A 26,996-nucleotide genomic window follows, 5' to 3' on the forward strand; every position below is an offset into this window, starting at 1 on the left:
GCCCGCACCTCAGCTCACCTGAGTCCCCTGAGTCCCCTGAGTCCCCCGGCTCTGCGGGCTCCGCGGGCTCGCCGGCAGCCCGAACAGCCGGGCCGCGTTGTCGTGGCACACCCCGCGCAGCCACGCGTCCCCCAGCTCCAGCCGCTCCAGGGCGTGCAGTTGGTGCAGATAGGGATACGGGATGTTGGGGAAGTCGGTGCCGAGCAGGACGCGGTCGCCGAGGTCCGCCAGCCGGGGCAGCGCCCGGCGCGGAAAGGGCGCGAGACGCTCACTGAAGTCGGTGAACGCCATGGTCGTGTCCAGCCGCACCTCTCCGTACCGCTCGGCGAGGTCCAGGAAGTCCTCGTACTCGGGCATGCCGAGGTGTGCGACGACCAGCCGCAGCCGCGGGTGGCGCGCCAGGACCCGGGCGATCGGCTCGGGCCCGGTGTGCTTGCCGGGCGCCGGGCCCGAACCGCAGTGGACGACGACCGGCACGCCCGCCTCGGCGAGCACGCCCCACGCCGGGTCGAGCAGCTCGTCGGCCGGGTCGTACGCCCCCACCTGCACGTGCGCCTTGAAGACCCGCGCCCCCGCCTCGACGGCCCGGCGCACGTACGTCTCGACGCCCGGTTCGGGGAAGAGGGTGGAGGTGTGCAGGCAGTCGGGCGTGCGGCGGGCGAAGTCCACCGCCCAGTCGTTCAGCCACTGGGCCATGCCGGCCTTGTGCGGGTAGAGCATGGCGGTGAAGGCCCGTACCCCGAACCGGCGCAGCAGCTCCGCGCGTTCGTCCTCCTCCTGCCGGTAGGTGATCGGCCACTCGACCCCGCCGGTCAGCGGCCCCAGGGCGTCGAAGTAGGCCCAGACCTTGCGCAGCACCCGCTCGGGCATGAAGTGCGTGTGCACGTCGACCAGCCCGGGCAGCCCGAGCCCCTCCCAGAACCGGCGGACCTGCCCGACTTCGTGATCACTCATGCGGCCACGATCGCGCCCCGCGCTCCCGTGGACAAGGGGGAGAGGCAGGAGACAGGGGGAGAGGGGAAGGAGAAGGGGAAGGGGGAGAGAAGGAGGAAGCGGGGGATGCCCGGAAGCCGACGAGGTCAGAACAGCCCGTCCTGCACCCCCGCCGCCCGCCTGAGCTCCCGCAGGGGCACGGCGCACGGCTCGCCCTCGGCGGACACCAGCTCCCACCCCGTCATCAGCCGGGTGTCGAGCACGACGACCCCGCGCTCCGTCGCCAGATGCAGATCCGGCCCGGCGGCCGCCACCAGCTCACCCCCGATCGCGCCGCCCGCCACCAGCTCGGCGACCTCCGCCACGGCGGCCGGCCCGCGCTCCGCGCCCGTGATCCCGAAGACGCCCGCGTGGTCGACGCCCCGGAACGGCTCCGGCGTCAGCGCCTCGGGCCAGCCGCCGAGCGCCACCGCCTGCGCGTGCAGCCCGGCGATCTCGGCCGCCCGCTCCGCCTCCGACTCGGGCAGGGCGGCCCGCACCGCGCGCTTGTGGGCGTACGGGACGCGGTCGGGCACGCCCAGCGCGGCCCGCAGCAGCTCCTCGGTCCGGCGCGCGGCCATCAGCGGACCGCACCCCAGCCAGCCGAAGCACACGGCCCCCTGCTCGAGCAGCCGGGCGGACCCCCGTTCGTACGCGGTGATCCCCACCTTGACGAGGCCGGGGCCGAACCACGCCAGATAGACCCGGTACGGCCGCGGATCGTCCGCCATGGTGTCGGCGGCCACGGAGTGGGCCCGGTCCAGCCGTGCGCACTCCTCGCACCGCGCCCCCGTACTGCGCCCCGACACACCGGCCCGCACCGGACACGCGTGTCCTCGCGCTCCCACACACGTCCGCACACCCCCCTCGGCGACCCCGAAGGCCACCCGCTTCCCCCGGACCAGCGCACTGCGCCGACCCCCGACCCACGTCAGCACGGGACCGTCCGCCGCCCACCGCAGCCCCGCGCACTTCCATGCCTGTGCCATCCCCACCGACAGTAGAGGCCGGCACTGACAACGGGCGGGCACTCACTCATGGTGAGTGCCCGCCCGGACGTACCGTATGACCATGGCAGAAAGTGAAGCGATGTGCCCCGAGCGCCTGCTCCTGGAGCACGTCACCAGCCGCTGGGGCACCCTGGCCCTGATCACTCTGCTCGACCGCCCCCACCGCTTCAGCGAACTGCGCCGGGAGATCGGCTCGGTCAGCGAGAAGATGCTGGCCCAGACCCTGCGAACGCTGGAGCGCGACGGCCTGGTCCACCGGGATGCCCAGCCGGTGATCCCGCCCCGCGTGGACTACTCCCTCACCGGCCTCGGCCGCGAGGCCGCCGAACAGGTCCGGGACCTCGCGCTCTGGACGGAGCGGCGGATGGCGGCGGTCGAGCGGGCCCGGGGGGCGTACGACGCGGACAGGACGTGACGCGTCGCCGCCCCCGGCGGGGTCATGACTTCAGGACGGCCTTCATGACGCTCTTGGCGATGGGCGCGCCGAGCCCGCCACCGGAGATGTCCTCGCGGGAGATGTCCATGTCGGTCGGGTCGATGAACACGGCCACCGCGACGGAGGACCCGTCGTCCTTCTTGCCGTAGGAGACGAACCAGCCGTAGGGCACCTTCTCGTTCACGTCGACACCGCGCTGCGCGGTACCGGTCTTGCCGCCGACCGTGACGCCGTCGATCTGGGCGCGGCGGGCGCTGCCCTCCTTGGCGGTGAACTCCATCATCTCCTGGACCTTCTGCGCGGTCTCGGCGGAGACCGCCTCGCTCATCACCGCGGGCTCGGTCTTCTCCAGGGTGTCCAGGTCCGGGCCCTTGACCTCGTCGACGACGTAGGGCTGCATCACCTTTCCGTCGTTGGCGATCCCGGCGGTGACCAGGGCCATCTGCATCGGCGTACTGGTGAGGCTGCCCTGTCCCATGCCGGTGAGCGCGGTGCCGGGCTTGTCGAGGTCCTCCGGGTAGAGGCTCTTGGTGGCGAGCAGGTCGCCGAAGTCCTCGGAGTAGACGTCCTCGTTGAAGCCGAACTTCTCGGCCGTCTCGCGCATCTTGTCCTGCCCCAGCCGGGAGGCGGCGTCGAGGAAGACGTTGTTGCAGGAGTACTGCATGGCGGTCTTCATCGAGGCCTTGTTGCAGACCGCGTCACCGGCCTCGCTGCCGATCTTGTTGGTGGACTGCGGCAGCGGGTACGGGGAGACGGCGTCCGTGCGGGCGTCGACGTCGGTGACGATGCCGTGCTCCAGCGCGGCGGCCGCGGTGAGGATCTTGAAGGTGGAGCCTGGCGGGTAGGTCTCCCGCAGTGCCCGGTTGGCCAGCGGCTTGTTCTTCTTCTTGTCCAGCGCGACGAAGCGGTCGGACTCCTTGAAGGTGCTGCCCGCGAACGTGGAGGGGTCGTAGGAGGGCGCCGAGACCATCGCCAGCACCTTCCCGGTCTGCGGGTCGAGCGCGACCACGGCCCCCCGGGCGCCCTTCAGGTCGGTCAGCCCGTCCCAGGCGGCCTTCTGCGCCTTCGGGTCGATGGTGGTGACCACCGAGCCGGCCCGTCGTCCCTCACCGCTGACCACGTCGGCGAAACGCTGGAAGGCCAGCCGGTCGTCCTTGCCGGTGAGGATGGAGTCGTAGGTCTTCTCCAGCAGCGTCATGCCCTGGGCCTGCGACGCGTACCCGGTCACCGGCGCGTACATCGGACCGTCGGCGTAGGTGCGCTTGTACTTGAGGTCGGTGCTCTCGGTCTCCTTGGACCCGGTGACGGCCCGGCCGCCGACGATGATGTCGCCGCGCGGGGTGGCGAACTGCTCGATCTGCACCCGTCTGTTCTTCGTGTCGGAGGCCAGCTCCGGGGCCCGGACGTACTGCAGCCAGTTCGCGCGGATCAGCAGGCCGAGCACCAGCAGACCGCAGAAGATCGCCACGGCCCTCAGCGGCTTGTTCACCGTCGGCCTCCGTCGAGGCTCGTCCGGTCGGATATGAAGACTGGTCCTCTCAACATGCGCACACCCTAGACACAGTTGCGGACCGTACTCACCTCCGGTCGGCCGCCGCACCCGCCGTGTCGCCCAACACCCGGGGCCCGCGGCCGTGGAGACCCGTCGGCGACAATCCGTCGGAACTTGTCACTCACGCCACTGGGACACCCTGCGAGCCCTGCATAGCGTGCCCGCATGAACCCCGCCGGCCTCCTCCCGTACGTCATGCCGATCGGCATCGGCCTCCTCGTCGTCCTGCTGCTGTCCCTCGTCCCGGACCCGCACCGCCGCCCCCTGAACGCCCTCGGGGTCGCCGGTGCCGGGGGCGTCTACTTCTCGGGCGGCGGGCTGGGCGCCTGGGAGCTCCCCTTCGGCGCGCTCATGCTCTACGTCGCCTACCGGGGCCTCACGTCCTGGACGTTCATCGGCATCGGCTGGCTGCTGCACACCGCGTGGGACGTCGTCCACCACCTGAAGGGCAACCCGATCCTCCCCTTCGCCCACGACTCGTCCCTGGGCTGCGCGATCTGCGACCCGGTCATCGCCCTGTGGTGCCTGCGCGGCGGCCCCTCCCTGCGCGAACTCCTCCGGGTGCGCCGCGTTCCGGGCGGACGCGACGCTCACCTGCCGAGCCGCACGCCCTGATCGCCCCTCGTACAGCCCACCGCCGACGGCATGTCACGGCACCGCTGTTCCTGATGGGACTGAAGCGCCACACCGCCGAAGACGACGACACAGACCAGGCCGACCATGACGGCCTGACCGACCACCGTCACCACGGCCCCGGCCCGCGCGGCGACCGCGGCCGCCACCCCGGCGAGGACCCCCACTCCTCCGACGGCGGCCAGGTAGTTCCCCAGAGGGTCGGGCGCGGCGCTCTCCGCCGGGTCGAAGTCGAACCCGGACAGGAACCAGAGCCCGAAGATCACCGCCAAGGCGATCAGCTCCAGAAGCACCAGACCGCACCCGGCCCCGATGTCGGCGCCCAGGTCCGCACGACGCCGACGTCCGGTGCCGGTGGTGGCATCGAACGCCGGCGGAGCGACAGGCAGGTCCATGCCCGCCACCCTGGCCCGCACGCGGAACGGACGCATGAGTACGCCTACTCAGCCACCCCAGGAGAAGGCGGAAGCCCCGTGGAGTGAGCCACGGGGCTTCCGACGTTCTGTGCACCCGTTGGGCGACGGCTCTACGAGGACGCCACCGGGCGGTGCCGGTCGCTGCAGCGGCTGTACTTCACTGCTGTACCGCAACCAACCGTCAGCAGCCCTGCCACTGCGACGGCATCGGCGATTGCACCGACCGCCTCCCCGAACGGGCGCCAGAAGATCACCACTACGACGATCACGGTGATCCACCACGGCTGAGGGTCCGGGTTTGACAGGGACCGCCTGATGGGGGTCACACTCATGATGAGCCTCCTATGGGTTCGTGGCCCATCTCCGCCGCCTCGCCGGCAAGCCTGAGCAGTGGAGGTGGGCTTCCTTGCGCTCATCAGCATCTTGTGAACGACAGCCTCAGCAGGGCAAGTTGTCCGCCAACTGTCGATAGGTGGGCAGCAACCTCTCTCCACGACAAAGCCAGTGCTCAGAAGTTCGCCAGTCAGGCCGCCGCCGCGGCGACGAGCCGCAGCGGGGGAGAATTCGGCACATAGCGCCACACAACGAAGTGGCGCAAGTCACAAAAATATGGTTACTCCTGGGGCTTCCCCGTGACCAACCCGACTCGGGTTGGCGCCAGGTTGGACGGCTCCTGCCGACGCCAGTGCGATCGGGGAGTGCGGGCTGCCCTCACGCACGCGCGCTGCCCTCAGCCCAGGCAGGCCAGGCACACTGATGTCGCCTGCTGATGTCAAAAGCCCCGCCGGATTTCCCGGCGGGGCCTTTGATCTGTGTGCACTCGGCAGGATTCGAACCTGCAACCTTCTGATCCGTAGTCAGATGCTCTATCCGTTAAGCTACGAGTGCTTGGCTTGTTCAGTTTTACCGCCGCTTCCGTTCCTTCCGGCCCGTTCGCGGCGACAGGAAGAACATTACATGACTGCCGCCGTCATGTGAAATCCATTGGCCGCACCCCTTGTGACCTGGACAAATGCCGGTTGCGGGCGGCCGACTACACAGAAGCCCCGGCCGTGTGGGCCGGGGCTTCGGTGATCGTGCGGAGGCGGAGGGATTTGAACCCTCGATGGGCTTTAAGACCCAAACCGCATTAGCAGTGCGGCGCCATAGACCGGACTAGGCGACGCCTCCAGACAACATCACCGTCTCGCGGGCGAGCGCGAGTGGCGCGTGCCGATGATGACACAGTTGAGCGCGCTGTCACCAATCGACCCCTACGGTACTAGGCGGGCAGGCCGCAGAGCAAAGCCCTTACGGCGTAGTCCACCGGGCCGTCGCGCAACGTCCGGGCGGCCGGCGCGTTGGTCAGGTCATGTTCCAGGTGACCCGCACCCCCGCCGCCCGCCTCCTCGGCGCCGCCGCCCTGTCCGCCGCCGCCCTCGCCTCCGTCTGCGCCGCGCCCTCGGCCGCGGCCCCCGGTCCCGCCGCTCCGGAGGGTGACCACCTCACGGTCACCGTCCGCGACGCCGGCGCCGGCCTGGACGGCACGTACGAGCTGTACTGCCACCCCGCCGCCGGTGACCATCCCGACGCGGCGGGCGCCTGTGCCGTCGTCGACCGCGACACCCGGTGGGGCCAGGAGGTCTTCGCGCCGGTACCCGAGGGCACCGTCTGCACCATGCAGTACGGCGGCCCCGCCACCGCGCGCGTCACCGGCACGTGGGCCGGACGCCCCGTCGACACGACGTACGACCGGCGCGACGGCTGCGAGATCTCCCGGTGGGACCGCATGGTGCCGCTGCTGCCCGAGGTGGGGGCCCCGGCCCGGTCGTAGGGCCCGGACGGTCACCGGTCACACGTTCTACGTCACTTCCTCGTGCGACCTCCGTCCCATCCCACGCCGCCCGAGGGGCCCCAACCCTTAGACTCCCTCGCGTGACACGCTGCGGGCCGATTGGCAAGATGGCCCAGGCGGTCGGCAAGTGCGGTAACAGGAGGGAAGCGTCTCGTGAGCAGCAGGCCATCCCGAGGCGCTGCTCGCCTCGCAGCCATACTGGACGCGCTGCCGGACGCGTTGGTCCTGGTCAACGCCAACGGCACCGTGGTCAACGCGAACACCATCGCGCTGGAGGCGTTCGAGACGCCGGGCACCGCGCTGGTCGGGCGGGGGCTGCTCGATCTGCTGCCGCAGTTCGACTCGCGGCTGATCCCGGGCTCCATGCGGCGCCCCGACCACATCGACCCGCGGGCGCGCACCAAGCCGACGCGGATGGTCGCGCGGCGCACCGACGGCTCCGAGTTCCCGGTCGAGGTCACCAGCGCCAACCTGGAGACCGGCCAGCAGGCCTACGACACCTACGGCTACACCGGCGACGAGCTGCTGATGCTCGTCGTCCGCGACCTCTCCGGCACCGTCGACACCGAGGCCGAGCTGGCCCGTTCGCAGCGGCAGACCGAGATGATCCTGCGGGCCGCCTCCGAGGGCGTCGTCGGCACCGACACCGACGGGCGGATCGTCCTCGTCAACCCGGCCGCCGCCCAGATCCTGGGCTACCGGGCCGGTGAACTCGGCGGGCGCGAGCTGCACACCCTGGTCCTGCACTCGCGCGCCGACGGCTCGCCCTTCCCGTACGACGAGTCGCCGCTCGCCGACACCCTGCGCTCCGGGCGCAAGCACCGGGTGCGCGGGCAGGTGCTGTTCGCCAAGAGCGGGGATCAGCTGCCGGTCGACCTGACGACCGCGCCGGTGCGCGACGGCGACCAGCTCGTCGGCGCCGTGCTGACCTTCACCGACCGGCGCCCCTACGACGCCCTCGTCAAGGAGCACGAGGAGGCGGAGCGGCGGCACGCCGAGGAACTGGAGCGGCTCGCCGAGGAGCACGCCGCCGAGCTGACCGCGCTGCGGCAGCGGCACCTCGCCGAGCTGGAAGAGCTCAAGGAGCAGCACGCGGAGGAGATCGCCGCCGACGCGGACCGCTACGCCGCCCTCGGTGAGCGGGAGAAGGACCGCTACGAGGCGATCGCCGGGCGGCACGAGCAGCTGCTCACCCTCCTCGGCGACTCCCTGCGCGGCCCCCTGGACGAACTGCGCCGGGAGCTGGCCGCGCTGGCTTCGGACGACGCCGGGCAGTTGTGGCCCGAGGCCAACCAGGTGCTGCACCACCTGTCGGCCGGCTACTCGCGCATCACCACCCTCATCGACAACGTCCTCGGCTACCAGCGCCTGGACGTGGGCAACGAACAGGTCGCCCGTACAAAGGTGATGCTCGACGCCGTCGTCGCCGCGGGCGTCGACGGGGCCGTGGAGCTGATCGGCCCGGGGCGGGTGCAGTTCGCCGTGCACGCGCCTCCGATCGAGGCCGAGGTCGATGCCCGGCTGCTGGCCACCGCGCTCGCGCACCTCGTCGCGGACGTCGCCGGTGTCGACGCCACCGGCAACTCGCCCGTCTCGGCGACGGGCGGCTACCTGGACAACACCGTCGTGGTGGCGGCGGCGCAGCGCGGCGAGGTCGTGCGCATCGAGGTACGCGGGCCGTACGCCGGGGGAGACCCGGTGCACGAGCCGATCGTGCGCGGGATCGTGCGGGCGCACGGTGGTGTGCTGCAGACGCACGACGTGCCGGGCATGAGCGGCAGCGCGTTCGTGCTGGAGGTGCCGATCGGCGGCGGGGCGGGTGCCGTCACCGCCCAGGGCGCCGAGCTCGCGCAGATCGCCCCCGCCGTGCCGGACGCCCCTGCCGACCCGGCCGGTGGCGTGGGTGCGCAGGGCACCGTGGCCGTTCGCGAACCGGCTCCCGGGGGCGGGCGGCGGCGGGCGCGCCGGGCCTCCGTCGACGCGTTCCTGGAGAGCGAGGTCGCCGGGGCGACGGGCGGCGCCGGAGCCGGGCCCGAGTCGGGGAACTCCGCACCGACCGGGCGGCGCAGGAGGCGCGCCGCTGCCCAGGCCGGAGCCGGGGCCGGGGCCGGAGCCGAGAACAGCGCTCAGGTGCCGGGACAGGAGCAGGGCGGCGACGTACCGGCTCCGCTGCCCGTGCCCGCGCAGGCGGGGCCCGGCGCGAGTGCCGGGGCCGGCGGTACCGGGCGTCGGCGTGGACGGCCCGCGGAGGGTTCCGGCGCCGAGGCCGCCGGGGTGCCCCAGGCCGCGCTCGGCGGGGTGTCCGAGGGTGCCGTCGTCATGGCCGGCGAGCACGGCGGAGGGGCCGCGGCGTCCAACACCGGTCTGGGCGGGACCGTGCCGCCGCAGGGCGTGCCCGCGCCCACCGGACGCCGGGCCGGGCAGGACGGCGGTGAGCAGCACGCGCTGCCCCCGGCCCTGCCCGCGCAGGCCGGCGAGTCCAACCCGGCGGACCCGGCAGACCTGACAGACCCGGCAGACCCGGCGGCCTCCGACCGGCCGACGGGGCGCCGACGCCGTGCCCTGGCCTCGGCCAACGAGCGCGCCGCGGCGCAGGAGGCCGCTCCGCGCCAGGTGTTCGCCCTGCCGCCCGCCGACGCCGACCGGCCTTACGAGGGGGCCGCGGAGGCTCTGGGACAGGTTCAGGAGCCGGGGCAGGTTCAGCCCGGTCGGGTCCGGGTGCCGGGACCCGCCGCTCCCGGTGACGCCGTGACCGACGTGACCGACGTGACCGACGTGACCGACGTGACCGACGAGGGCCGTCACGACGCCGTACCGCACGACCAGTCCGAGGACCACACGCCGCCGCAGCCCCACCCGGCCGAGGCACCCACGGGACGCCGCCGACGGGCCAGGGCCGCCCGCCCGGCCGACGAACCGGTGCCGGGCCAGGACCGGACGGCGCCCGCGCAGAGCATCCCGGTGCAAGGAGCGCCGCCGGTGCAAGGAGCCCCCCTGCCCGCCCCGGCCGCCGCCCACCCCGAGGCACAGCCGGCCCGGCCCGCCGGGTCCGGTGCCGACACCGCGGCGCCCGCCGCCCCGGGACAGCCCGCGCCCGCGCCGCAGCCGTGGCCCGCCGCCGCGGACACCCAGGGTGCCGGCACCCCCGTACCGCCCGGCTCCCCCGTACCGCCCGGCGCGGCACCGGCGCCTGCGGCACCTGCCGCCCCCGCCGCCCCGCAGGGCGTTCCCGCCTCCACGCCGAGCCGGGGCACCCCGCTGCCGCCGGAGAACGCGCCCGCCCCTCGCGCGGCGCAGCCGCTGCCCGCCGAGGCTTCCGCGCCCGTCGACCCGAACTCGACGCAGGGACGGGCGATCAGCGTGCGGACCCTGGGCCAGGGAGTGCCGTTCAACCGGCAGGCGGTCCAGGTGCAGCAGCCGTCGGCCACCCCCGCCCCGCACCAGCCGGGCAGTGGAGGCCGGCGCCGCAAGCTGGGCACGCCGCCCGACCCGGCCGCCGGCGGGACGGCGCCGTCGGCCCGCCCGCACGCGCCCGCCGAGCAGCCGCCGGGCGCGCAGCCGAAGAAGCAGGCCCAGCCGCAGCCCCCGAGGCAGTCCCCGGACCAGCCGTCGCCGACCGGCGGTCAGGGACGGCTCGCGCCGGTCACCGAGGGCGCCGGACGGTCGTACGCCATAGGGGCGCCGGACCGGAACGCCGCCGAGGGACCCGAACCACTGGACGGACCCGGCGGGGCCGTCGAGGTGGCCGACCCGCCGCGCCCGCAGCCGATGGACGACGAGCTCCCGCCGGAGCCGCTGGACAACCCGCGCCGGCTGCTGGTGTGGCCCGCCCCCGACGTCTCCACGCAGCAGGCGCTCAGCGACCGCGGCTACCGGCCGGTGATCGTGAACTCACGCGAGGAGGTCGACGCGCAGATCGCGGCGTTCCCGGCCGCGCTGTTCGTGGACCCGCTGACCGGGCCGATCACGCGTACGGCGCTCCAGTCGCTGCGGCAGGCGGCGGTGGCGGCCGAGGTGCCGGTGCTGGTCACGGCCGGGCTCGGACAGGCCTCGCGGGACGCCGCCTACGGTGCCGATCCGGCCGTCCTGCTGAAGGCGCTCGCGCCCCGGGACAGCGAGCAGCATCCGCCACGCGTCCTGCTGATCGAGGAGCACGCGGAGATCGCGCTGGCGCTGACCTCGACGCTGGAGCGGCGCGGGATGCAGGTGGCGCGGGCGGCGAGCGACGCCGACGCGGTGACGCTGGCGGGGCAGTTCCGGCCGAACCTGGTCGTGATGGACCTGATGCGGGTGCAGCGGCGGCAGGAGGGGTCCGCCGGGATCCTCGACTGGCTGCGTGCCAACGGGCAGCTCAACCGCACCCCGCTGGTCGTCTACACCGCCGCCGTCGACCAGGACGACCTGCCTCGGCTGGCCTCCGGCGAGACGGTGCTGTTCCTGGCGGAGCGTTCCACCAGCGGTGAGGTGCAGTCCCGGATCGTCGAGCTGCTCTCGCGGATCGGGACCAACTGACGCCCTTCCCGCCGGGTCACCGCTCGACGACGCGGCGGGCCGCCTTCTTGATCGAGTCGCGCAGGCGGTCGGCGTCGGCGTCCCCGCCGCCGACCAGGATGCGTTTCATCTGCGGCACCACGACCGCCCAGTTGGCCATCGCGACCAGCAGGAACAGGAGGTCGGGCGCCGGGATGGCATCGGTGATCACGCCGCGCTCCTGGCCGTCCCGCACGGCGGCGACCTTGCGGGCGTAGTGGGCCTGGCGTTCGGCCTCGTGCGGCAGCTCGGCGGTGCCGTACTCCATGCCCTCCCAGAAGAGCAGGCGCAGCAGCTCGGGGTGGGCGGCGTGGTAGTCGAGGAGGCGGTCGATCCAGGCCTCGATGTCGTCCGGGTCCACGGGGACGGAGATCGCGAGGTCGAGCATCTTCTTCTCGAGGACGGACGCGAACAGCTCGCCCTTGTTCCCGTAGTAGGCGTAGATCAGCTGCTTGTTGGCCCTGGCCTCGGCCGCGATGCGGTCGATGCGCGCGCCGGCGATGCCGTGGCGGGCGAACTCCGCCACCGCTGCCTCGAAGATCCGGGCCTTGGTGGCCTCGGGGTCCCTTGCTGCCATGGGCCAAGGGTAACGGGGCGGACGAAGTAACCAACTATTTGGTTGCCATTCTCGGGAATGCGGGCCAGACTCTCCGAGTTACTTCCAACCAACCAGTTAGTTACTAGCTAGTGTGCGCTCGAAGGAGTCGCTCCGCCCATGCCGTCATCGCCGTCATCGCCGTCATCGCCCTCCTCCACCGCTCCCGCGCCCGCCCCCGCTCCCGTCCCCACGTCCGCGTCCGCGTCGGCCGGGAGGGGGCCCTCCGGGAAGGGGCAGTCCGGCGCCGCCGCCCGGCTCTTCCTCCCCCTGATCGCCCTGTGCACCGCCGTGACGGCCGCCAACATCTACCTCGCGGCGCCGCTGCTCCCCCTCATCGCCCACGACATGGGCTCCACCCCGTCGGCGGTCGCCTGGCTCGCCTCGGTCGCACAGCTGGGCTACGCGGCCGGCCTGCTCTTCTTCGCCCCGCTCGGGGACAGCGTGAACCGGCGCCGCCTGGTCGCCGCCCTCTCGCTGGTCGCCACCGCCGCCCTGCTCGCCGCCGCCGCGTCCGCCGGAACCGGGGCACTCGCGGGCGCCGTCCTGGTCGCCTCGGCCGCCACCGTCGTACCGCAGCTCCTCGTCCCGCTGGTCGCCGAGCGCGCCCCCGCCGACCGCCGGGCCCGGCACGTCGCGGCCGTCATCGCGGGTCTGTTCACCGGCGTCGTCGCGGCCCGGGTGCTCGGCGGTCTCGCCGGGCAGGCCTTCGGCTGGCGTGCGGTGTTCGTGGGCGCGGCCGTACTCACCGCCGTACTGGGACTGGCGACCGCCTACATCCTGCCCGTGGAGCGGCGGCAGCGGCGGGGACCGCTGTTCGCGGGGCTCGTCGCGATACCGGGACTGGTGCGCCGCTCGCCCGACCTGTGGCGGGCGTGCGTGCGCCAGGCGGGGATGTACGGCGCCTGGAGCGCCCTGTGGACCTCGCTCGCCCTGCTGCTCACGGAGGACGAGGGGTACGGCATGACCACCGCCGCGGCCGGACTGTTCGGCCTGTTCGGGCTGGCGGCGAGTGTCGTCGCGCCGCTCGCCGGGGGTCTGGTCGACCGGTTCGGCGCCGCCAGGGTCGTACGGTCCGCGTACGTGCTGGCCGCCCTCTCGGTGCCGCTGTTCTGGCTGGGCGGTCAGGTGATGGCGGCACTGTGTGCGGCCGCCGTCCTGGTGCACGCCGCCCTGGTCGCCTCGCACGTCGCCAACCAGACCCTGGCACTCACCACGACCTCGGCCCCGGCCCCGGCCAACACGGCGTACGTCGTCGCCGGTTTCGCGGGCGGCGCGCTGGCCTCGGCGCTCGCGGGGCCCGCGTTCGGCCACTGGGGCTGGGGCGGCGTGTGCGCGGTGGCGGGCGCGTGGCTGGTGCTGGGGTGGACGGCCACGGCGGTACGCCCCACGCGGTCCGCGCGGTAGGCGCCTTGAGGACGGACGCCGGGCGGGCGCGGAACCGTGGGGGCCCGCCCGGCGGGGAGAGTACCGGCGGGGGTCAGAGCCGGGTGACGTCGAGACCGCCGTCGGCGTACTGCCGGCGCAGCACCTTCTTGTCGAACTTGCCGACGCTCGTCTTCGGCACCGTCTCGATGACCGTCCAGCGTTCCGGGAGCTGCCACTTGGCGATCTTGCCGTCCTCGGCGAGGAAGGTGCGCAGGGCGGCGAAGTCGGTGCTGGCGCCCTCCCTGAGGACGACGGTGGCCAGCGGGCGCTCGCCCCACCTCTCGTCCGGTACGGCGACGACGGCGGCCTCGGCGACGTCCGGGTGGGCCATCAGCGCGTTCTCCAGCTCGACCGAGGAGATCCACTCGCCGCCGGACTTGATGACGTCCTTGGCCCGGTCGGTGAGGGTGAGGAAGCCGTCCGGGGAGATCGTGCCGACGTCGCCGGTCTTCAGCCAGCCGTCCTCGCTGAACTTGTCGTCGGGACGCAGCGGCTCGGCCCCGGGGCCGTTGTAGTAGGCACCGGCGATCCAGTTCCCGCGCACCTCCAGCTCACCGGCGGACGCGCCGTCCCAGGGCAGGCGCTCGCCGCCGGGACCGGTGAGCCGCGCCTCGACGCCGGCCGGGAAACGCCCCTGGGTGAGGCGGTAGGCGAACTCCTCCGGCGTCCCCACCACGTGGGCCGGCGGCCGGGCGATGGTGCCGAGCGGCGAGGTCTCCGTCATGCCCCAGGCGTGGCAGACCCGCATGCCGAGCGCGTCGAACGCCTCCATGAGGGAGGGGGGACAGGCCGAGCCGCCGATGGTGACCTGGGTGAGGGAGGAGACGTCGCGGGGCCTGGCCGTCAGCTCGGCCAGCAGGCCCTGCCAGATGGTGGGGACGGCGGCGGCGTGCGTCGGCCGCTCGCTCTCGATCATCGCGGCGAGGGGCGCGGGCTGCAGGAAGCGGTCCGGCATCAGCATGTTCACGCCGGTCATGAAGGTGGCGTGCGGCAGTCCCCAGGCGTTGACGTGGAACTGCGGGACCACGACCAGCGAGGTGTCCTGGTCGGTCAGGCCCATCGACTGGGCCATGTTGACCTGCATGGAGTGCAGGTAGATGGAGCGGTGGCTGTAGACCACGCCCTTGGGGTCGCCGGTGGTGCCGGAGGTGTAGCACATGGCGGCCGCGGCCCGCTCGTCCAGCTCGGGCCAGTCGTACGTGGTGGGCCTGTCGGCGATCAGCTCCTCGTACTCGTGCACCCGGACGGCGGCCCCCTCCAGCAGGGAGCGGTCGCCCGGCCCGGTGACGACGACGTGCTCGACCGTCTTCAGGTGCGGCAGCAGCGGGGCGAGCAGCGGCAGCAGCGAACCGTTGGCGAGCACGACCCGGTCTGCGGCGTGGTTCACGATCCAGGCCAGCTGCTCGGGCGGGAGGCGGAGATTGAGGGTGTGGAGGACCGCGCCCATGGAGGGGATCGCGAAGTAGGCCTCGACGTGCTCGGCGTTGTTCCACATGAGGGTCGCCACGCGTTCGTCGTCGCCGACGGCGAGGTCCTCGCGCAGGGCGTGCGCCAGCTGTGCGGCGCGGGCACCGATCTCGGCGAAGGAGCGGCGGTGCGGCTCGTCCTCACCGGTCCAGGTGATCACCTGCGAGCTGCCGTGGATGGTCGACCCGTGGGTCAGGATCCTCGATATCAGCAGCGGTACGTCCTGCATCGTGCTCAGCACGGTGTCCTCCCGGGGCGACATTGCCTACGCGGCGGTAAGGGTTGCGCTGATTCTGCGCACATACCGCGCGGTATGTCACTAGTCCCGGGTGATCGATCAGTGGGCGGCGCCGAATACGCGATCCCACCGGGTGTTCACATACCGGCCCATTACCGTACGAACCCCAGCTCAGGGTCCTCGCGGAGCTTGCCGAGGGCCCGGGAGACGGCCGACTTCACGGTACCCACGGAAACTCCGAGCACTTCGGCCGTACGGGCCTCGCTGAGGTCCTCGTAGTACCTGAGGACGACCATCGCGCGCTGCCGGGCGGGCAGCTTCATGATCGCCCGCCACATCGCGTCGTGCAGGGCCTGCCGCTCCGCCGGGTCGTCGCCCCCGGAGACGGGCTCCGGCTCGGGCAGCTCGTCGCAGGCGAACTCGTCGACCTTGCGCTTGCGCCACTGCGACGTCCGGGTGTTCAGCAGCGCCCGGCGCACGTAGCCGTCCAGGGCGCGATGGTCCTCGATGCGCTCCCAGGCCACGTACGTCTTGGTGAGCGCGGTCTGCAGCAGGTCCTCCGCGTCGCTCGGGTTCGCGGTGAGCGATCGGGCGGTACGCAGCAGCACCGGCTGGCGGGCCTTCACGTACGACGAGAAGGACGGGTACGGGAAGGTCTGCGTCCTCGCCGTGGAGGCGGCCGGTGCGGCGGTCCTCGCCATGGCCGGCGCCAGGGCTGTGGCGGCGTTCGAAGCGCTGGTGCAGACGGGTGCGGTCATGGCTCAACGCTATGAGCGAGAGGGCACCCGGCGGATCGGCCGCAGGTCCCGAAGCCGAGTCCGCCTCAGGTTGTAGGGGTGGTGCTGGCCCCACCTCCTGTAGGTGGAGTGGGGGAGGAGGGGTACTGCGGGTTGACCCCTGAGGGTTCCCACGGGGCGAGCACCCGTGGGGGCCCGGAGTACCCGCGAGGCACGCTCCGGCAGGGGCCCGGATGCCCGCGCGAGGCACGCACCGGCGAGGACGCTCCGGCACCCGCGGCACGGTCGACGCCGGCACGAAAACGTCCGGGCGACGGTACCTGAGTACCGTCGCCCGGACGCACTGCGACCCCATGAAGCACACCCACACAAGAACCGAGGGGCCGGCGCGGCAGCGCACCCGCGCCGGCCCCTCAGCTCACCACCACAGCGGGGAGAAGGTGACGGCCACGTTGTCGTTGCCCTGGTTGATCGACGTGAAGGCGGAGCCGTCGACCTGCGCGGTGTTGCTCTGGTTCGAGGCCCCCGAGCCGACCGCCTGCTGCTGCGTGGTGGACGAGTTGCCGTTGTTGTCGTCGCCGACGCCGCTGCCGATGATGCCCGCGGAGGCGCTGGCGGCGGTCGCGTTCGATCCGTCGTCCGCGAAGGCGCCGTTGTCCGCCGTCGCCACCCCGCCGAAGAGAGCGGCGGCGAGCGGAAGGGCGGCAACGGCGGCGACGACACGGGCGGTACGGATGCTTGCCATGTTGTTCCTCCAGAACAAGTGCGCACCGGCTTCCAGCCGACAACGCGAGAAGTACGTGAACTAGGGCTTGTGTCAAGGCAGTTGGCCGACCGCCTCGACGCTGTGCACGACGTCGCGTGATCAGAATTGCCCACCGGATCCCCGGCGAACCACCCTGGAAGCCCTGATTCGCCCTCAAGCGTGAGGACAAGTCGATAAACCCCTTTGCTTCTCTTCCTCCCCACATCGGGACAGCACGGACGACTCCACCTCAAGCCCCGCAAGAGGTGAAGCGTTCCGCCACTTTCTCCCCACACCCCTCCCTCCCCGGCGTGTCGCACCCCTCGCCCTTCCCTTTCTCGAACATGCGTACGAGCATAGACCCATGGCCACCACCGACCGGCGGGCCACGACGCTGGCCCTCGCACACGCCCTGTCAGCCGCGGAACGCGGACTGGCCGTCATCCCGCTGGCCCGGACGAAGCTCCCGGCGCTGCGCTCCCCCCACCGCGACGCCCCGGCCTCCGAGCCCGTCGCCTGCCGCGGCGAGTGCGGCCGCTTCGGTCACGGTGTCCACGACGCCTCCACCGACCCGGACCGCGTCCGCGCGCTGTTCGCCGCCGCGCCGTGGGCCACGGGCTACGGCATCGCCTGCGGCCTGCCGCCGCACCACCTGATCGGCGTCGACCTGGACACTAAGTCGGCGGTGGCGCCGACGGACTCCTCCACCGCCCTGCGCGAACTGGCCCTGCGCCACCTGTTCACGATCCCGCCCACGGTCGTCGTCCTCACCCCCAGCGGAGGCCGCCACCTCTGGCTGACCGGCCCGCCGGACCACGTCGTCCCCAACTCGGCCGGCCGCCTCGCCCCCGGCATCGACATCCGGGGGGCCGGCGGCTACCTCGTCGGCCCCGGCTCCCGCACCCGCCACGGCGCCTACACGATCGCCCCCGGCACGTCCCACCTCAGGCCCGCTCCCTGCCCGCCGGCGCTCCTGCGCCTGCTGCTCCCGCCCCCCGTCCGGCGGGCCGGCGGCGAATCGGCGGGCGACGGGCGCGGCCTCGTCCAGTTCGTCCTGGCCGCCCACGAGGGCCAGCGCAACACCCGCCTCTTCTGGGCGGCCTGCCGCGCCTACGAGAACGGCGTCGGCGCGGCCCTCCTCGCCCCCTTGCTGGACGCCGCGCGGGCCACCGGCCTGACCGAACGCGAGGCCCGCGCGACGATCGCGTCGGCCGCCCGCATGACGGGCCACCACCCCTGACGGCCCCCGAACCTCGCCGCCCGCCCCACGCCACACGCCCCACCCGCATCCCCGTCACCCGGCCCCCCGGCACCCGGCCCCTCGACGCCGACTCACACCACCCCGCCACCACCCCACCTTCTGTCCCACCTGCCTCATCTGTCCCATCTGTCCCACCCGGCACGCAACCGAAAGACCCCGATGCACGACCGCCCCAGAGTGCCGACCCTGTCGCTGACCCGGTTCGTCCTGTCCTGCGGCCGCAGCGTCGAGCTGACCGAACTGCGCCTGACCCCGACCTACGGCGACATGCCCGCGGGCTACCCGTGCCGCCCCGTGAACGACCGGCGCATCCGGGCGCTCCTGCACACCGCCGCCGGGTTGTCCCCCAGCGTGCCGGTACACCTGATCCCGCCGCCGCGCGAGTACCCGGACCAGTACGCGGGCGCCTTCGGCCCCGTCGAGACACTCCCGCGCGTGGCCTGCGTCGGCCGTTTCTCCTCCATGCCCCTGGCCCCGGCCAAGGACCCGGACGCCCACCGTTCCGGCCTGACCGTCATCTGGTTCCAGCCGACGACCCGAGTCCCGGACCCGTACGACACGGACCCCGCCCTGCGGGAGGTCGACTGGACGTCCTTGGCACAGGACTACGAGCTGGAAGGCCTCCCGTACGGACCTTGACCCCCCGGCCGCCCGCTCCCGCTCTCCCCCGTGCCCTTATCCGGCCCCGTCTCGTCCTTCCGCCACGGCCGGACCCCCAGCTCGCCGGTGGTGCCGAGGTCGAGGTGCGGGGCGACCATCACCGGGTCGGACCCGGCCTCGGCCCGGACCCTGACGTAGGGCACGGTCACGGCCTCGCCGAACTCGGTGGTGTTGCGCCACGCCAGCCCCGACACGGCGGACTCACCGGGCCGCAGCGTCACCGGCCGCGGCGGCCCCTCGTCCCCGCCCGCCATCGGGATGCCGTCGGTGCCGCGCAGGATCTCGATCCCCTCCACCGGCTGGTGTCCGGCGTCGAGCAACTGCAGTGCCGGGTACCCCTCCAGGGAGTACGGCCGGCTCCCGCAGTTCTCCAGGTGCAGCCCCACGACACGCAGCCCCATCGCGGCGTCGCCCTGGTCGGCGGTCAGCCGCAGTCCGGACGCCGGACAGGAACCCGCGGGCGCCGGCGCCTCGTCGGAGGGCACCCGCTCCACGTCGAGGATCCGCACCCGCCCGGCGTCGAGCACCCCGTCGGCCGGGTATCCACCGTGTTCGAGGGTCCGCCGCACGGTCTTCCCCGCCCCCACGGAGGCCACCGTCTCCTCGACGTTCGACATGGCCCGGCCCTGCTCGTCCGTCAGGGAGAAGGTGATGGTGTACGTGAAGGGCTCATCCTCCGGGTTGGTCACGTCGTACTGCACGGCACACGGCCCGGCCGCTCCCCCGACCCCCGGCAAACTGTCCGCCGTGACCGACACCCCGGGCCTCCGACTCGCCCGTCCACTGGGAGACGCACTCGCCCCGGCACCGGCCCGCTCCACAGTCCCGACGACCCGAACCCCGTCCCGCTCGGCACCGGCGCCGTTCGTGCCGCCGGAAGCCCCGTCGTCGGCGGCGGCACCGCCCGCACACGGCCCCTTCGTCTCCCCACCACCCCCTGCCTCGGAGCCGGCGGTCTCAGTACCGCAGCCACCCAACACAAGACCGGCCACAAGAACACCGGAGACCGCCAACGCCGTGCGGAACGGGGGAATTCGCATCGCCCCACCCCACCAGCCCCACCGCCCCCCGGCCGTGGCGGAAGCCACACCTCCGGTCACAGCCCTGTCACAACCGGAACACCGACGGCCCCTGACCACAACACCTGGTCAGGGGCCGTCAAACACCGCGGTGGGTGTGGCCCGCTGAGCCAGGGCGCCCCAAGAAGCATTCAATTCACCAGCGAGGATCGAATGCGATCGATGGCCCGCAGAACCTCGACGCGGTTCTTGGCGCTTTTGATCCACGTCGGCAGTCTGGCAACGACCGTCATCTTCCGCCCATGCCAGTCCCACGAAGGACGCTCGCGCAACGGCGCCTGAACGAACTGCCTGATCAGGTTCAGATGCTCGGGGTTGTAAGCCCACACCCAGCCGTGACGCGTCTCCGTCTGCAACCACAACGGCAGACCGAAGTACGGATCTACCGCCTCCCCCGTGCCTCGAAAGAGGCTCAGACCGCCAGAGGCATGACGGGTCAAACCGCAGGCTCGGCAGACGAGGCGTCGCGGCGCGAACAGCGAGGGGCTCGCTTCCCCAGCGATTGCGGCGGGAGCTACGTGCGCAATGCCGGCGCACTTCGGGCAGCACACGAGCACGTGATCAACGAAGTCGTACTTCGTATGCCTGGAGTCCCGGAACCGCTGCGACGAGAGCATGACGGCAGTATGCGCCGCGTCCTGGCCGCGCGGGTGATGGAGGAGGCGCACACGGTGAAAGCCTCCGACCGATCTTGCTGGTCAGAGGCTTTCAATCACTGCGAAGGCAGCAAAACGAGCCCACGGTGATACGGGCCGACGCTCACGCTTGTACGCGCTCCCCGGCGGTGCCGTAATCATCGTCGTCACTCCCGCTGAGCCAGGAGTCAGCCGCCTCGGCCACCTGATCGTCCCGACCGGCGACCGGCCGGGCGTAGTGCCGGGTGGTGACGCTCGCGTTCGAGTGCACGAGCCTATGCGCTGCGGTCATGACGCCGTACCGGTCAGCAACCCACGTGCCGTGTGAGGCACGCAGATCATGCGGCGTGACGTCGAGCAGACCAGCCGCCGACACAGCGGGGTCGAAGTACGCCTTGCGCCACTGGTTGTAGCGCAGGGGCTTGCCGCCAGGGGTCGTGAAGAGGAGCGCGTCATCCCCTCCGGGCAGAGTCTCCAGGTGCCGGCCGAGCCGCTTGGCAAGGTACGGGCCCGCGCGGAGCAGTCGCTTCTGATGCGACTTGGGAGTGTCGAAGACCAGCGTGCCGTTCGTTTCCGCCAGGTTCTCGTCGACCAAGACGAACCCTCCGGACACGTCGATGTCCACGCGCCGTAGGGCGAACGCCTCGCCCACCCGCAGACCCGCGTACGCGAGGAGCGCGATCAGCAGGTCATGCGGCTTGGTCGCGCCCTTGACGATCCGCGACGCTTCCAGCGGCGCGAGGATGTGCGGCTCGGTCTGCGGCATCCGAGGCAGCTTCACGCCCCTGCACGGTGTCTGCGGGATCATGTCGTTGTCGAGGCAGAGCACATACCGTTAGGAAAGTGCGACGAATCTTGCGGGCGATTGATTTCGACGAGGAGAAGGACTCCTCTGTCTTGCAAATTCTCAACTCGGTGGAGCGTTCACATGGAGCCAGCGAGGGAGAGCAGCTAGAGGCGCTTATTGCGGAAGCCGCCCCAGAGGAAAAGCTGCGCGAATTTTTCACACGTGACCACGGCGGTCACTTCGAAAAGAATGGTCCGATTGCGGGAGTTCATGCAATCAACCTGAAAAGCGGTGAAGCGCTTCCTTCTCAGGTAGCCAAGAGGATCTATATGCTCCGAAATCGGATCGTGCATGCAAAGGATGACGTACGGTATGCCGAATCTAAAGTGCTGCTTCCGCTGAGCTATGAGGCGCTGAGGCTATCCCCAGACATTGAGCTCCTTAGGCTATTGGCCATCGAAGTTATCGTCGACAACCGATAACTGAGCCCCGGGCGGGTCGTCGCCGGCCAGCAGCTGGCCGGCTGGCCGCGTCGGCATCTCCCTGTGCAGGAGCCACAGCACCCCGTCCGACAGCTTCCTTGAGGGACCTTAGGACCCTCAGCCAATCGGTGCGCCTAGAGCTACGAATCAGTCCGATCACAGATCGGAGGTGCCGCGCACAGCGCGGCGGCGCCCGTCCGCGCCCACAAGGGGGCGAAGACCAGGCCGGGGTAAGGGTGAGACGGCCCCGCCGAGGTTAGAGCACCGTCGTGGCGCCGATTTAGGCAGCGCGAGCCTCGAAGATCATGGCCCAAATCGGGCACCAACGGGCAGGTCCACAAACCTGCCCGATTCGCGGGCTAAGGCTTGTCCCGTAACTGATCTTGGGCCTGGTAAGGGCAAGGCCGGCGGCGGTGCCGCCCGTTGGGCTATCCGGCGAGGGCGAGGTTGTGCAGGCGGGCGATGCCGAGGATGGCGTGGTGGACGCCGTCGCCTTTGAGGCGGCAGTCGCGCAGGATCTTCCAGTCCTTCATGCGGGCGAAGGTGTGCTCGACTCGGGCCCTCACCTGCTTGTGCGAGCGGTTGTGCTCCCTTTTCCAATCCGGGAGTTCTTCGCCTATGCGGCGGCGGTGCGGGGTGACCAGCCCGGTGCCCTGGTAGCCGCCGTCGGCGATGGTCATTGTCTTGCCGACGGCGGTCTTGGCACCGGATTCCTCCCAGCCGCGGGAGTCGTGCCGGTTGCCCGGCAGGGGTCGGCCGACCACGACGACCAGGCGGGTGTCGGCGTCGATAACCACCTGATGGGCCGTTGAGTAGCGGTAGTTCTTCGATTGCTCGGCGATCGTGTGGTCGCGGGTGGGCACAAGGGTGCCGTCGACGATGAGAACGGTGTCCTCGCGGAACCGCTTCCTTGGCTGGAGTGCCAGTAGCGGTCCGAGGTGGTCGATGATCCGGTCCGCCGCCGACTTGGAGACACCGAACAGCGGGGCGATCTGGCGCATCGTCAAGTTCGTGCGCCAGTACACAACCACCAGCAGGATCCGGTCCTCCAGCGGCAGGCTCCACGGTCGGCCGCGGGGTCCGTCGGCCACGACTTTGCGGCGCACGATAGTCACCAACTTGCCGAAGCAGCGCGAGCTCAGCCCGGCAAACGGGGCTATCCAGGACGGGTCCGACGCCGTGATCACACCAGCCATCGCAAGATCATCCCACCTGCGACCAAGTGTTACAGGAAAGCCTCTGGCGACCCCATGATCGGTCCATGACGGGAGTCAACGCCTGAAGTACCCCTCAGCTGCGGGAAAGAGGTAGGTCCCTCTTTCCCGCACCCACAGTCGTCCGGAAGATCACTTGCTTGCCCTCAACCGCGCTTGAGGTTCTACGGTCTCCCCATGAACTGCACGGTGTGCGGGCTCCACACTGAAGCACCCGGAGGGGACACCCCATGACGACCCAGCAGATCTCCGACACCGAACTCGCCGGACAGCCCGCCGCGTACTGGACCGGTGTCGCATACGAGGCTCTCATCGCCTACACCCGGGCCCAGCAGGCCGAAAAGGGCTACACCCAGCCCCAGTTCTGGCTGCTGCGCAACCTATCGGTGAACGACATCTCGTCCAATGGCGAGGGAATGACCCTGCCTGAGCTGAGGGAGGCCATGGCCTCCTACATCCGTCCCGGGGACGACTTGGCGGCGGAGGCTGAGGGCCTCCTTGAACGCGGCTGGCTGACCCAGGACACCGAGGACCGGCTGTGGCTCACACCGGAAGGGGAACAGGCCCGTGTCGACCTGGCCCGCAACGCCCCCGCGATCCGAGCCGCCCTCCACGAGGGCATCGACGACGCGGACTATGTCACCACGGTGAAGGTGCTTCAGCGGCTGATCAGGAATGCGGGTGGGAAGGTCGTCTGATGGACCGCAAGCCCGGGGCAAAGCGCCCCGGGCCGCATGCCCAAACCGAGCTTTGCGGGACAAGCCTTAGCGTAATGGGCCATGATTACTCGCGCCAAAGCAGCTGCAGTCCAAAGCCGCTCCGCCGACCTGTCGGTTAACTACCGCATCGACCCATCACTCCAGAAAACGGAGGGAATTCATAGTCAGATAAGCATCGCCGTCAACATACTCTGGATCTACATCAGACTCTTCTTCGCTCCCTTCGAAGCTCTGCGCCTCGTCTGGGAACCAACCTTCCAGCAAGGTTGCCGCGCTCGGCCACTTGTGTTGCCAAAGCTCGCCATACCGCAGTATGTAGTCAAGGCCGCTATCGACCATATTCGAATCCACGTCGTCAGGATCACGAGAGTATTGCTCCAACAGTCCTTCAAACATTTCATCGGCTTGTTGACACAGGGCCTCTCGAATCCCATCGTCCACGAATTCCGCAAGATCCAGGGCATGGCTAGCTGCTATGAACAGGCCGTAGTCACCTCGATCCCTGTTGAACAGGGAAGTGAGCCCTTCCAGTCTCACGGAATCATGAAGCTGTCTGATCCTGCGATTCGTGGATCCGTGCGTGATTCGAATCAATGCAGTTATGTCGTCAGTTGACCCCCCATAGACGAATCCTGGCTGTTTCATTCTTAGAACTGCCCAATTCTCGACGCTCGGGACGTACATTGACCCCGCGATGCCCAGGCAGACCGCCGCCCTGCCTGCCCTGGAGCGCTTAGTAGTCGCATCACGCTCCAATGTCGCCATAGCTGCTTTCTCTACTTCCCCCTGGAAAGGGATGAGGTTCAACCGAGCGGGCATCTCCGCATCAATTGGTGCATCATGGTAGGAGTAGAGAAGCGCTATCTGGTCGAAAGAGAAGGGATTTTCCAGCACCCTCACGATCAGGTCGCTCTCTTCCGAGAACTTCATCAACATAAAGTCGTTCACGGAGGGGTTAATGAATTCCACGTAACTGCGGAGTCCCTCGTCGAATACTCGGACGAGCGTGCCATTGATGATCTTCAAACTTGCTTTGAAATGGGACAAGCCGCGATTGGTGAACCCTAGATAGGCTTTCCCTAGGACTGAAAGGTCGACCTTTCCGCCGAAGGTGAAGAGAAGGCGAAGGGTATCTCTGTCGCTCTCCTTCAACTGGTGATCAAACACGTGCCTCCACAACCCCATGGGATCGTCAAGGGCTGCTACGACTTGAGTACCGGGTTCGCCCAGCTCGGGCTCGAATGGGGTAGAGAGGAGGTCTGCGATGGCCCGTGGATTAAAGTTCCTATGCCTAACGATCGGACGATAGACGTCCGGATGAGAGAAATGCCGTTTTGCGGACGCCGGCCATTCCGACCAGTAGACATGATTGTAGAGTATCTGGGCCCTCTCTTCCCGTCCGAGAACGTCTATGTCGACTGTGAACGTGAGAGGGTCGAGATCTCCTCGATCCATGCGCTCGTACCTTTGTTTCGCCTGCTGAAGAACGTATTCACGTGTTGTGCAGACGAACCTTTTAGTCGAGTCCCTACGGATTCGCCGAATCAATGATAGAAGTCTACTGTCTTCATTCTTATGCAACTTGTCGTCCAGTGAAGTCTGGCCGAGAAAGTCATCGTAGATGAAAATCTGCGGCTCCCCGTCGTGCCAGACTCGGTAGACGTCTTCCACGTTTTCGGACACTTCGACGACATCAAATCCGCGATCCGCGTATTGGGCGCAAATTACCTGACCCAATGTCGTCTTGCCTACACCCGGTGGCCCTGACACCAAAAGCACGTGATTCTTCTCCACAAGGTTCATTGCCTTGTGTAGATTGGCACTCGGTACGTACGTACGCAACGTCTCTTTGATGTCGTCGGCAAGATGAAGTGAGCGCTGGATCACATTTTTTGAGATCATGGCCTCAAGGATCGTGGCGTCGTTAAGCCATAGCCTCATGTTCTTGCGGACTACTTCGGGATTGTTCTGCAAAAACGACGTGATCTCAGCTAGTCCGTAAATATCCCCGGTGCTTTGAATGTAGGGTCGAAATCCGTCAAGGATCTTTTCCTTAGCGGCTGGTGTCATTTCGACCGAGGTTGCCAAGATGTAACGCATCGGCTTTGGGTGCATGCGATCCAGCTTGGGGAGTTCGCTGTCAAACAGGTGTGCAATAAGTCTGGCGCGTCCACTTTTCATCCAGTGCTTGCATTGGATGATGATTGTCTGGTTCGGGGCGTAGTATCGGAGGTCGATGCCGCCATCTGGGCCGCTAGAAAATATTTCTAGCCTCACGCCAAGTAGGCGTTCAAGCATGTCTTTGCATAAACCTTCGAAATCCAGGTCAGACAGTTTTGCCAGATCAAGCAAGTCCACGCCTCACCACCCCCAAGGTGTCCCACGCCGCGAAGGAAGATCGTAGTCCTTCACTACCGCTTCGAGTGGGGGAATAGACTCACTCAACTTGTCAGGCTCTGCCGACGGCAGCATCGGGGGCGTTCTGGTGCCACGGGACCCGCTCGAGAGAAGCGGGCAGCCCGCCAGCGATCTCCGCTGGGCCGTCTCTGGGCCGTCCGAGGCCGCTCCCATGGCGACCGCTGACGACCACTACCGACAGTCGTAGCGAGCGACACCCCCAGGTCACCCAAGTCGATCTGCGACACTGGTACCACCATGCCCAAGCCCGGAGAACTGAGCTGAGGTGCACTGATCCGTGCATCGGGTGAGTGTCTATTGCGTCACAACGCCAACGATAACGGCGGACGTCTGCGGACCATCAGCGCAGGTGAGAGGCCCACCAGTCCCAAGGCAGAGGCCTCACCAAAGTTACTTCGGGACTCTGCTCACGTCAGCACAGTTCACCCGGCTCGTATCTCGTGACGTTCTTGGCCTCCGCGTTCCAGACCCACACTGCCGATTCGCGCCAGAGCCGCGGATAGTCGTCACACTCGATCGCGTGGGGAGACACCGGGCCGGGCTCTTCCAGGCCGGTGACGCCGTCTATCCACCTGCCCGTTCCCACTCTCGACGGCCGCCATTCGGCATTCGCGACGATGATCGCCTGGACACTGCCGACAGCGTGGCTCCCGGCCGGCAGGGGCAACCTCCACTCTCGCTCGTGAAGCCAAGACGAGTCCTTCTCGGTCCGGACGGCCCAATGGCCCAACTTGGCCTTGACGAAAGCCTCGTGAACATCGCTCGGCACGTATGCCACCGCCCCGCCGCCCCGCCTATGCACCTTCTCCCGTGTCGTGACCACGCCCCACGGCTCGAAGCGTCCTGTCCGAATCAGGTGATCGAGGTGCTCGAAGGGGCACTCGGAGAAACACAGGCAGGGTACGCCGCTGGCCCCGGCGCCAGCGGCTTCCGCACCGAACGGCGCGAAGGCCCGGAACCGCTCTTCCCGAAGGATGACGTCCAGGCGCTCCTGCGGACTTGCGTCTCGTATGTCTTCAGGCACCCAGACGGGCCGGTCACCGTTGCGCCCGGTGAAGTGGTACAGGTACTCGCTCTGTGCGGGCCCTACCTGTCCGAGTGTCATCGCTGCCCCGCCCCCGGTACTCGTTGAGCCCGTCAGCGTAACC

General features: G+C 69.8%; 23 protein-coding genes, 2 tRNA genes and 1 pseudogene. 9 read left to right on the forward strand and 17 right to left on the reverse strand.

Features of this window, described 5'->3' with window-relative positions; translation table 11 throughout:
- Positions 1 to 9: 9 nt before the first annotated feature.
- Both ACH4D3_RS26605 and ACH4D3_RS26610 read right to left on the reverse strand, forming a co-directional pair.
- Positions 10 to 954 (reverse strand): amidohydrolase family protein, encoded by a 945-nt coding sequence (locus tag ACH4D3_RS26605; RefSeq protein WP_398326651.1) that lies wholly within the window; start codon positions 952 to 954, stop codon positions 10 to 12.
- 125 nt (positions 955 to 1,079) lie between these two features.
- Complete coding sequence (locus ACH4D3_RS26610; RefSeq protein WP_398326654.1) at positions 1,080 to 1,961, reverse strand: DUF2797 domain-containing protein; 882 nt, start codon at positions 1,959 to 1,961, stop codon at positions 1,080 to 1,082.
- A 76-nt stretch (positions 1,962 to 2,037) separates the two neighbouring features.
- On the opposite strand from ACH4D3_RS26610, the gene ACH4D3_RS26615 reads away from it, so the two are divergent.
- On the forward strand, positions 2,038 to 2,397 hold the full coding sequence (locus ACH4D3_RS26615; protein ID WP_398326657.1) for a winged helix-turn-helix transcriptional regulator: 360 nt from the start codon (positions 2,038 to 2,040) through the stop codon (positions 2,395 to 2,397).
- 22 nt (positions 2,398 to 2,419) lie between these two features.
- Here the strand turns inward: ACH4D3_RS26615 and ACH4D3_RS26620 are convergent, their stop codons facing one another.
- Positions 2,420 to 3,907, reverse strand: coding sequence for a peptidoglycan D,D-transpeptidase FtsI family protein (locus ACH4D3_RS26620; RefSeq protein WP_398326660.1), 1,488 nt, complete (start codon positions 3,905 to 3,907; stop codon positions 2,420 to 2,422).
- A 228-nt stretch (positions 3,908 to 4,135) separates the two neighbouring features.
- On the opposite strand from ACH4D3_RS26620, the gene ACH4D3_RS26625 reads away from it, so the two are divergent.
- Positions 4,136 to 4,585, forward strand: a complete 450-nt coding sequence (locus ACH4D3_RS26625) for a DUF6010 family protein (protein ID WP_398326663.1) — start codon at positions 4,136 to 4,138, stop codon at positions 4,583 to 4,585.
- Here ACH4D3_RS26625 and ACH4D3_RS26630 read toward each other — a convergent pair.
- The 4 genes from ACH4D3_RS26630 to ACH4D3_RS26645 form a co-directional block, all read right to left on the reverse strand.
- Positions 4,561 to 4,998 (reverse strand): DUF6234 family protein, encoded by a 438-nt coding sequence (locus ACH4D3_RS26630; protein ID WP_398326666.1) that lies wholly within the window; start codon positions 4,996 to 4,998, stop codon positions 4,561 to 4,563. The two genes, ACH4D3_RS26625 and ACH4D3_RS26630, sit on opposite strands and share 25 nt — an antisense overlap.
- A 131-nt stretch (positions 4,999 to 5,129) precedes the next feature.
- Complete coding sequence (locus ACH4D3_RS26635) at positions 5,130 to 5,351, reverse strand: hypothetical protein (RefSeq protein WP_398326669.1); 222 nt, start codon at positions 5,349 to 5,351, stop codon at positions 5,130 to 5,132.
- A gap of 483 nt (positions 5,352 to 5,834) precedes the next feature.
- Positions 5,835 to 5,907, reverse strand: a tRNA-Arg gene (locus tag ACH4D3_RS26640).
- 191 nt (positions 5,908 to 6,098) lie between these two features.
- Positions 6,099 to 6,189, reverse strand: a tRNA-Ser gene (locus ACH4D3_RS26645).
- A gap of 181 nt (positions 6,190 to 6,370) precedes the next feature.
- Between ACH4D3_RS26645 and ACH4D3_RS26650 the strand changes: the two genes are divergently transcribed.
- Positions 6,371 to 6,832 carry an SSI family serine proteinase inhibitor gene (locus tag ACH4D3_RS26650; protein ID WP_398326672.1) on the forward strand — a complete coding sequence of 154 codons (462 nt, stop codon included), beginning with the start codon at positions 6,371 to 6,373 and terminating at the stop codon, positions 6,830 to 6,832.
- Positions 6,833 to 7,006: 174 nt separating this feature from the next.
- A complete protein-coding gene (locus tag ACH4D3_RS26655) occupies positions 7,007 to 11,365 on the forward strand; it encodes a PAS domain-containing protein (protein WP_398326674.1) in 4,359 nt (1,452 codons plus the stop codon).
- A gap of 16 nt (positions 11,366 to 11,381) precedes the next feature.
- Here the strand turns inward: ACH4D3_RS26655 and ACH4D3_RS26660 are convergent, their stop codons facing one another.
- Positions 11,382 to 11,960, reverse strand: coding sequence for a TetR family transcriptional regulator (locus ACH4D3_RS26660; RefSeq protein WP_398326677.1), 579 nt, complete (start codon positions 11,958 to 11,960; stop codon positions 11,382 to 11,384).
- A 138-nt stretch (positions 11,961 to 12,098) separates the two neighbouring features.
- Here ACH4D3_RS26660 and ACH4D3_RS26665 point away from each other — a divergent pair, with 138 nt between their 5' ends.
- Positions 12,099 to 13,385, forward strand: coding sequence for an MFS transporter (locus ACH4D3_RS26665; protein ID WP_398326680.1), 1,287 nt, complete (start codon positions 12,099 to 12,101; stop codon positions 13,383 to 13,385).
- Between the two features lie 73 nt (positions 13,386 to 13,458).
- On the opposite strand, the gene ACH4D3_RS26670 is transcribed toward ACH4D3_RS26665, so the two are convergent.
- The 3 genes from ACH4D3_RS26670 to ACH4D3_RS26680 form a co-directional block, all read right to left on the reverse strand.
- Entirely contained in the window at positions 13,459 to 15,135 is a 1,677-nt protein-coding gene (locus tag ACH4D3_RS26670) for a long-chain fatty acid--CoA ligase (RefSeq protein WP_398326683.1), read from the reverse strand.
- A gap of 128 nt (positions 15,136 to 15,263) precedes the next feature.
- The gene (locus ACH4D3_RS26675) at positions 15,264 to 15,869 is read right to left on the reverse strand and encodes a SigE family RNA polymerase sigma factor (RefSeq protein WP_398326686.1); all 606 of its coding nucleotides are present in this window, start codon (positions 15,867 to 15,869) and stop codon (positions 15,264 to 15,266) included.
- A 397-nt stretch (positions 15,870 to 16,266) separates the two neighbouring features.
- A complete protein-coding gene (locus ACH4D3_RS26680) occupies positions 16,267 to 16,593 on the reverse strand; it encodes a hypothetical protein (RefSeq protein WP_115743170.1) in 327 nt (108 codons plus the stop codon).
- 364 nt (positions 16,594 to 16,957) lie between these two features.
- On the opposite strand from ACH4D3_RS26680, the gene ACH4D3_RS26685 reads away from it, so the two are divergent.
- A complete protein-coding gene (locus ACH4D3_RS26685; RefSeq protein ID WP_398326689.1) occupies positions 16,958 to 17,833 on the forward strand; it encodes a bifunctional DNA primase/polymerase in 876 nt (291 codons plus the stop codon).
- A 180-nt stretch (positions 17,834 to 18,013) separates the two neighbouring features.
- On the forward strand, positions 18,014 to 18,493 hold the full coding sequence (locus tag ACH4D3_RS26690) for a hypothetical protein (RefSeq protein ID WP_398326692.1): 480 nt from the start codon (positions 18,014 to 18,016) through the stop codon (positions 18,491 to 18,493).
- Here the strand turns inward: ACH4D3_RS26690 and ACH4D3_RS26695 are convergent.
- From ACH4D3_RS26695 to ACH4D3_RS26705, 3 genes and pseudogenes are all read right to left on the reverse strand, one after another.
- Entirely contained in the window at positions 18,460 to 19,554 is a 1,095-nt protein-coding gene (locus tag ACH4D3_RS26695) for a DUF4232 domain-containing protein (RefSeq protein WP_398326695.1), read from the reverse strand. The two genes, ACH4D3_RS26690 and ACH4D3_RS26695, sit on opposite strands and share 34 nt — an antisense overlap.
- A 170-nt stretch (positions 19,555 to 19,724) precedes the next feature.
- Entirely contained in the window at positions 19,725 to 20,210 is a 486-nt protein-coding gene (locus tag ACH4D3_RS26700) for a hypothetical protein (RefSeq protein WP_398326698.1), read from the reverse strand.
- A 142-nt stretch (positions 20,211 to 20,352) separates the two neighbouring features.
- Positions 20,353 to 21,048 (reverse strand): annotated as a pseudogene (locus tag ACH4D3_RS26705) (tyrosine-type recombinase/integrase); the annotation flags it as partial.
- A gap of 23 nt (positions 21,049 to 21,071) precedes the next feature.
- Between ACH4D3_RS26705 and ACH4D3_RS26710 the strand changes: the two are divergent.
- Entirely contained in the window at positions 21,072 to 21,497 is a 426-nt protein-coding gene (locus ACH4D3_RS26710) for a hypothetical protein (RefSeq protein ID WP_398326701.1), read from the forward strand.
- 428 nt (positions 21,498 to 21,925) lie between these two features.
- Here ACH4D3_RS26710 and ACH4D3_RS26715 read toward each other — a convergent pair whose 3' ends face one another.
- Positions 21,926 to 22,693 (reverse strand): transposase, encoded by a 768-nt coding sequence (locus tag ACH4D3_RS26715; protein ID WP_398326704.1) that lies wholly within the window; start codon positions 22,691 to 22,693, stop codon positions 21,926 to 21,928.
- A gap of 248 nt (positions 22,694 to 22,941) precedes the next feature.
- Here ACH4D3_RS26715 and ACH4D3_RS26720 point away from each other — a divergent pair, with 248 nt between their 5' ends.
- A complete protein-coding gene (locus tag ACH4D3_RS26720; RefSeq protein ID WP_398326708.1) occupies positions 22,942 to 23,409 on the forward strand; it encodes a MarR family winged helix-turn-helix transcriptional regulator in 468 nt (155 codons plus the stop codon).
- A gap of 156 nt (positions 23,410 to 23,565) precedes the next feature.
- On the opposite strand, the gene ACH4D3_RS26725 is transcribed toward ACH4D3_RS26720, so the two are convergent.
- The gene (locus ACH4D3_RS26725; protein ID WP_398326711.1) at positions 23,566 to 25,788 is read right to left on the reverse strand and encodes a restriction endonuclease; all 2,223 of its coding nucleotides are present in this window, start codon (positions 25,786 to 25,788) and stop codon (positions 23,566 to 23,568) included.
- Positions 25,789 to 26,260: 472 nt separating this feature from the next.
- Positions 26,261 to 26,953 carry a hypothetical protein gene (locus ACH4D3_RS26730; RefSeq protein WP_398326714.1) on the reverse strand — a complete coding sequence of 231 codons (693 nt, stop codon included), beginning with the start codon at positions 26,951 to 26,953 and terminating at the stop codon, positions 26,261 to 26,263.
- Positions 26,954 to 26,996: the final 43 nt, after the last annotated feature.

The organism is Streptomyces sp. NPDC018026, from assembly GCF_044327745.1.
Taxonomy (GTDB): domain Bacteria; phylum Actinomycetota; class Actinomycetes; order Streptomycetales; family Streptomycetaceae; genus Streptomyces; species Streptomyces rubrogriseus.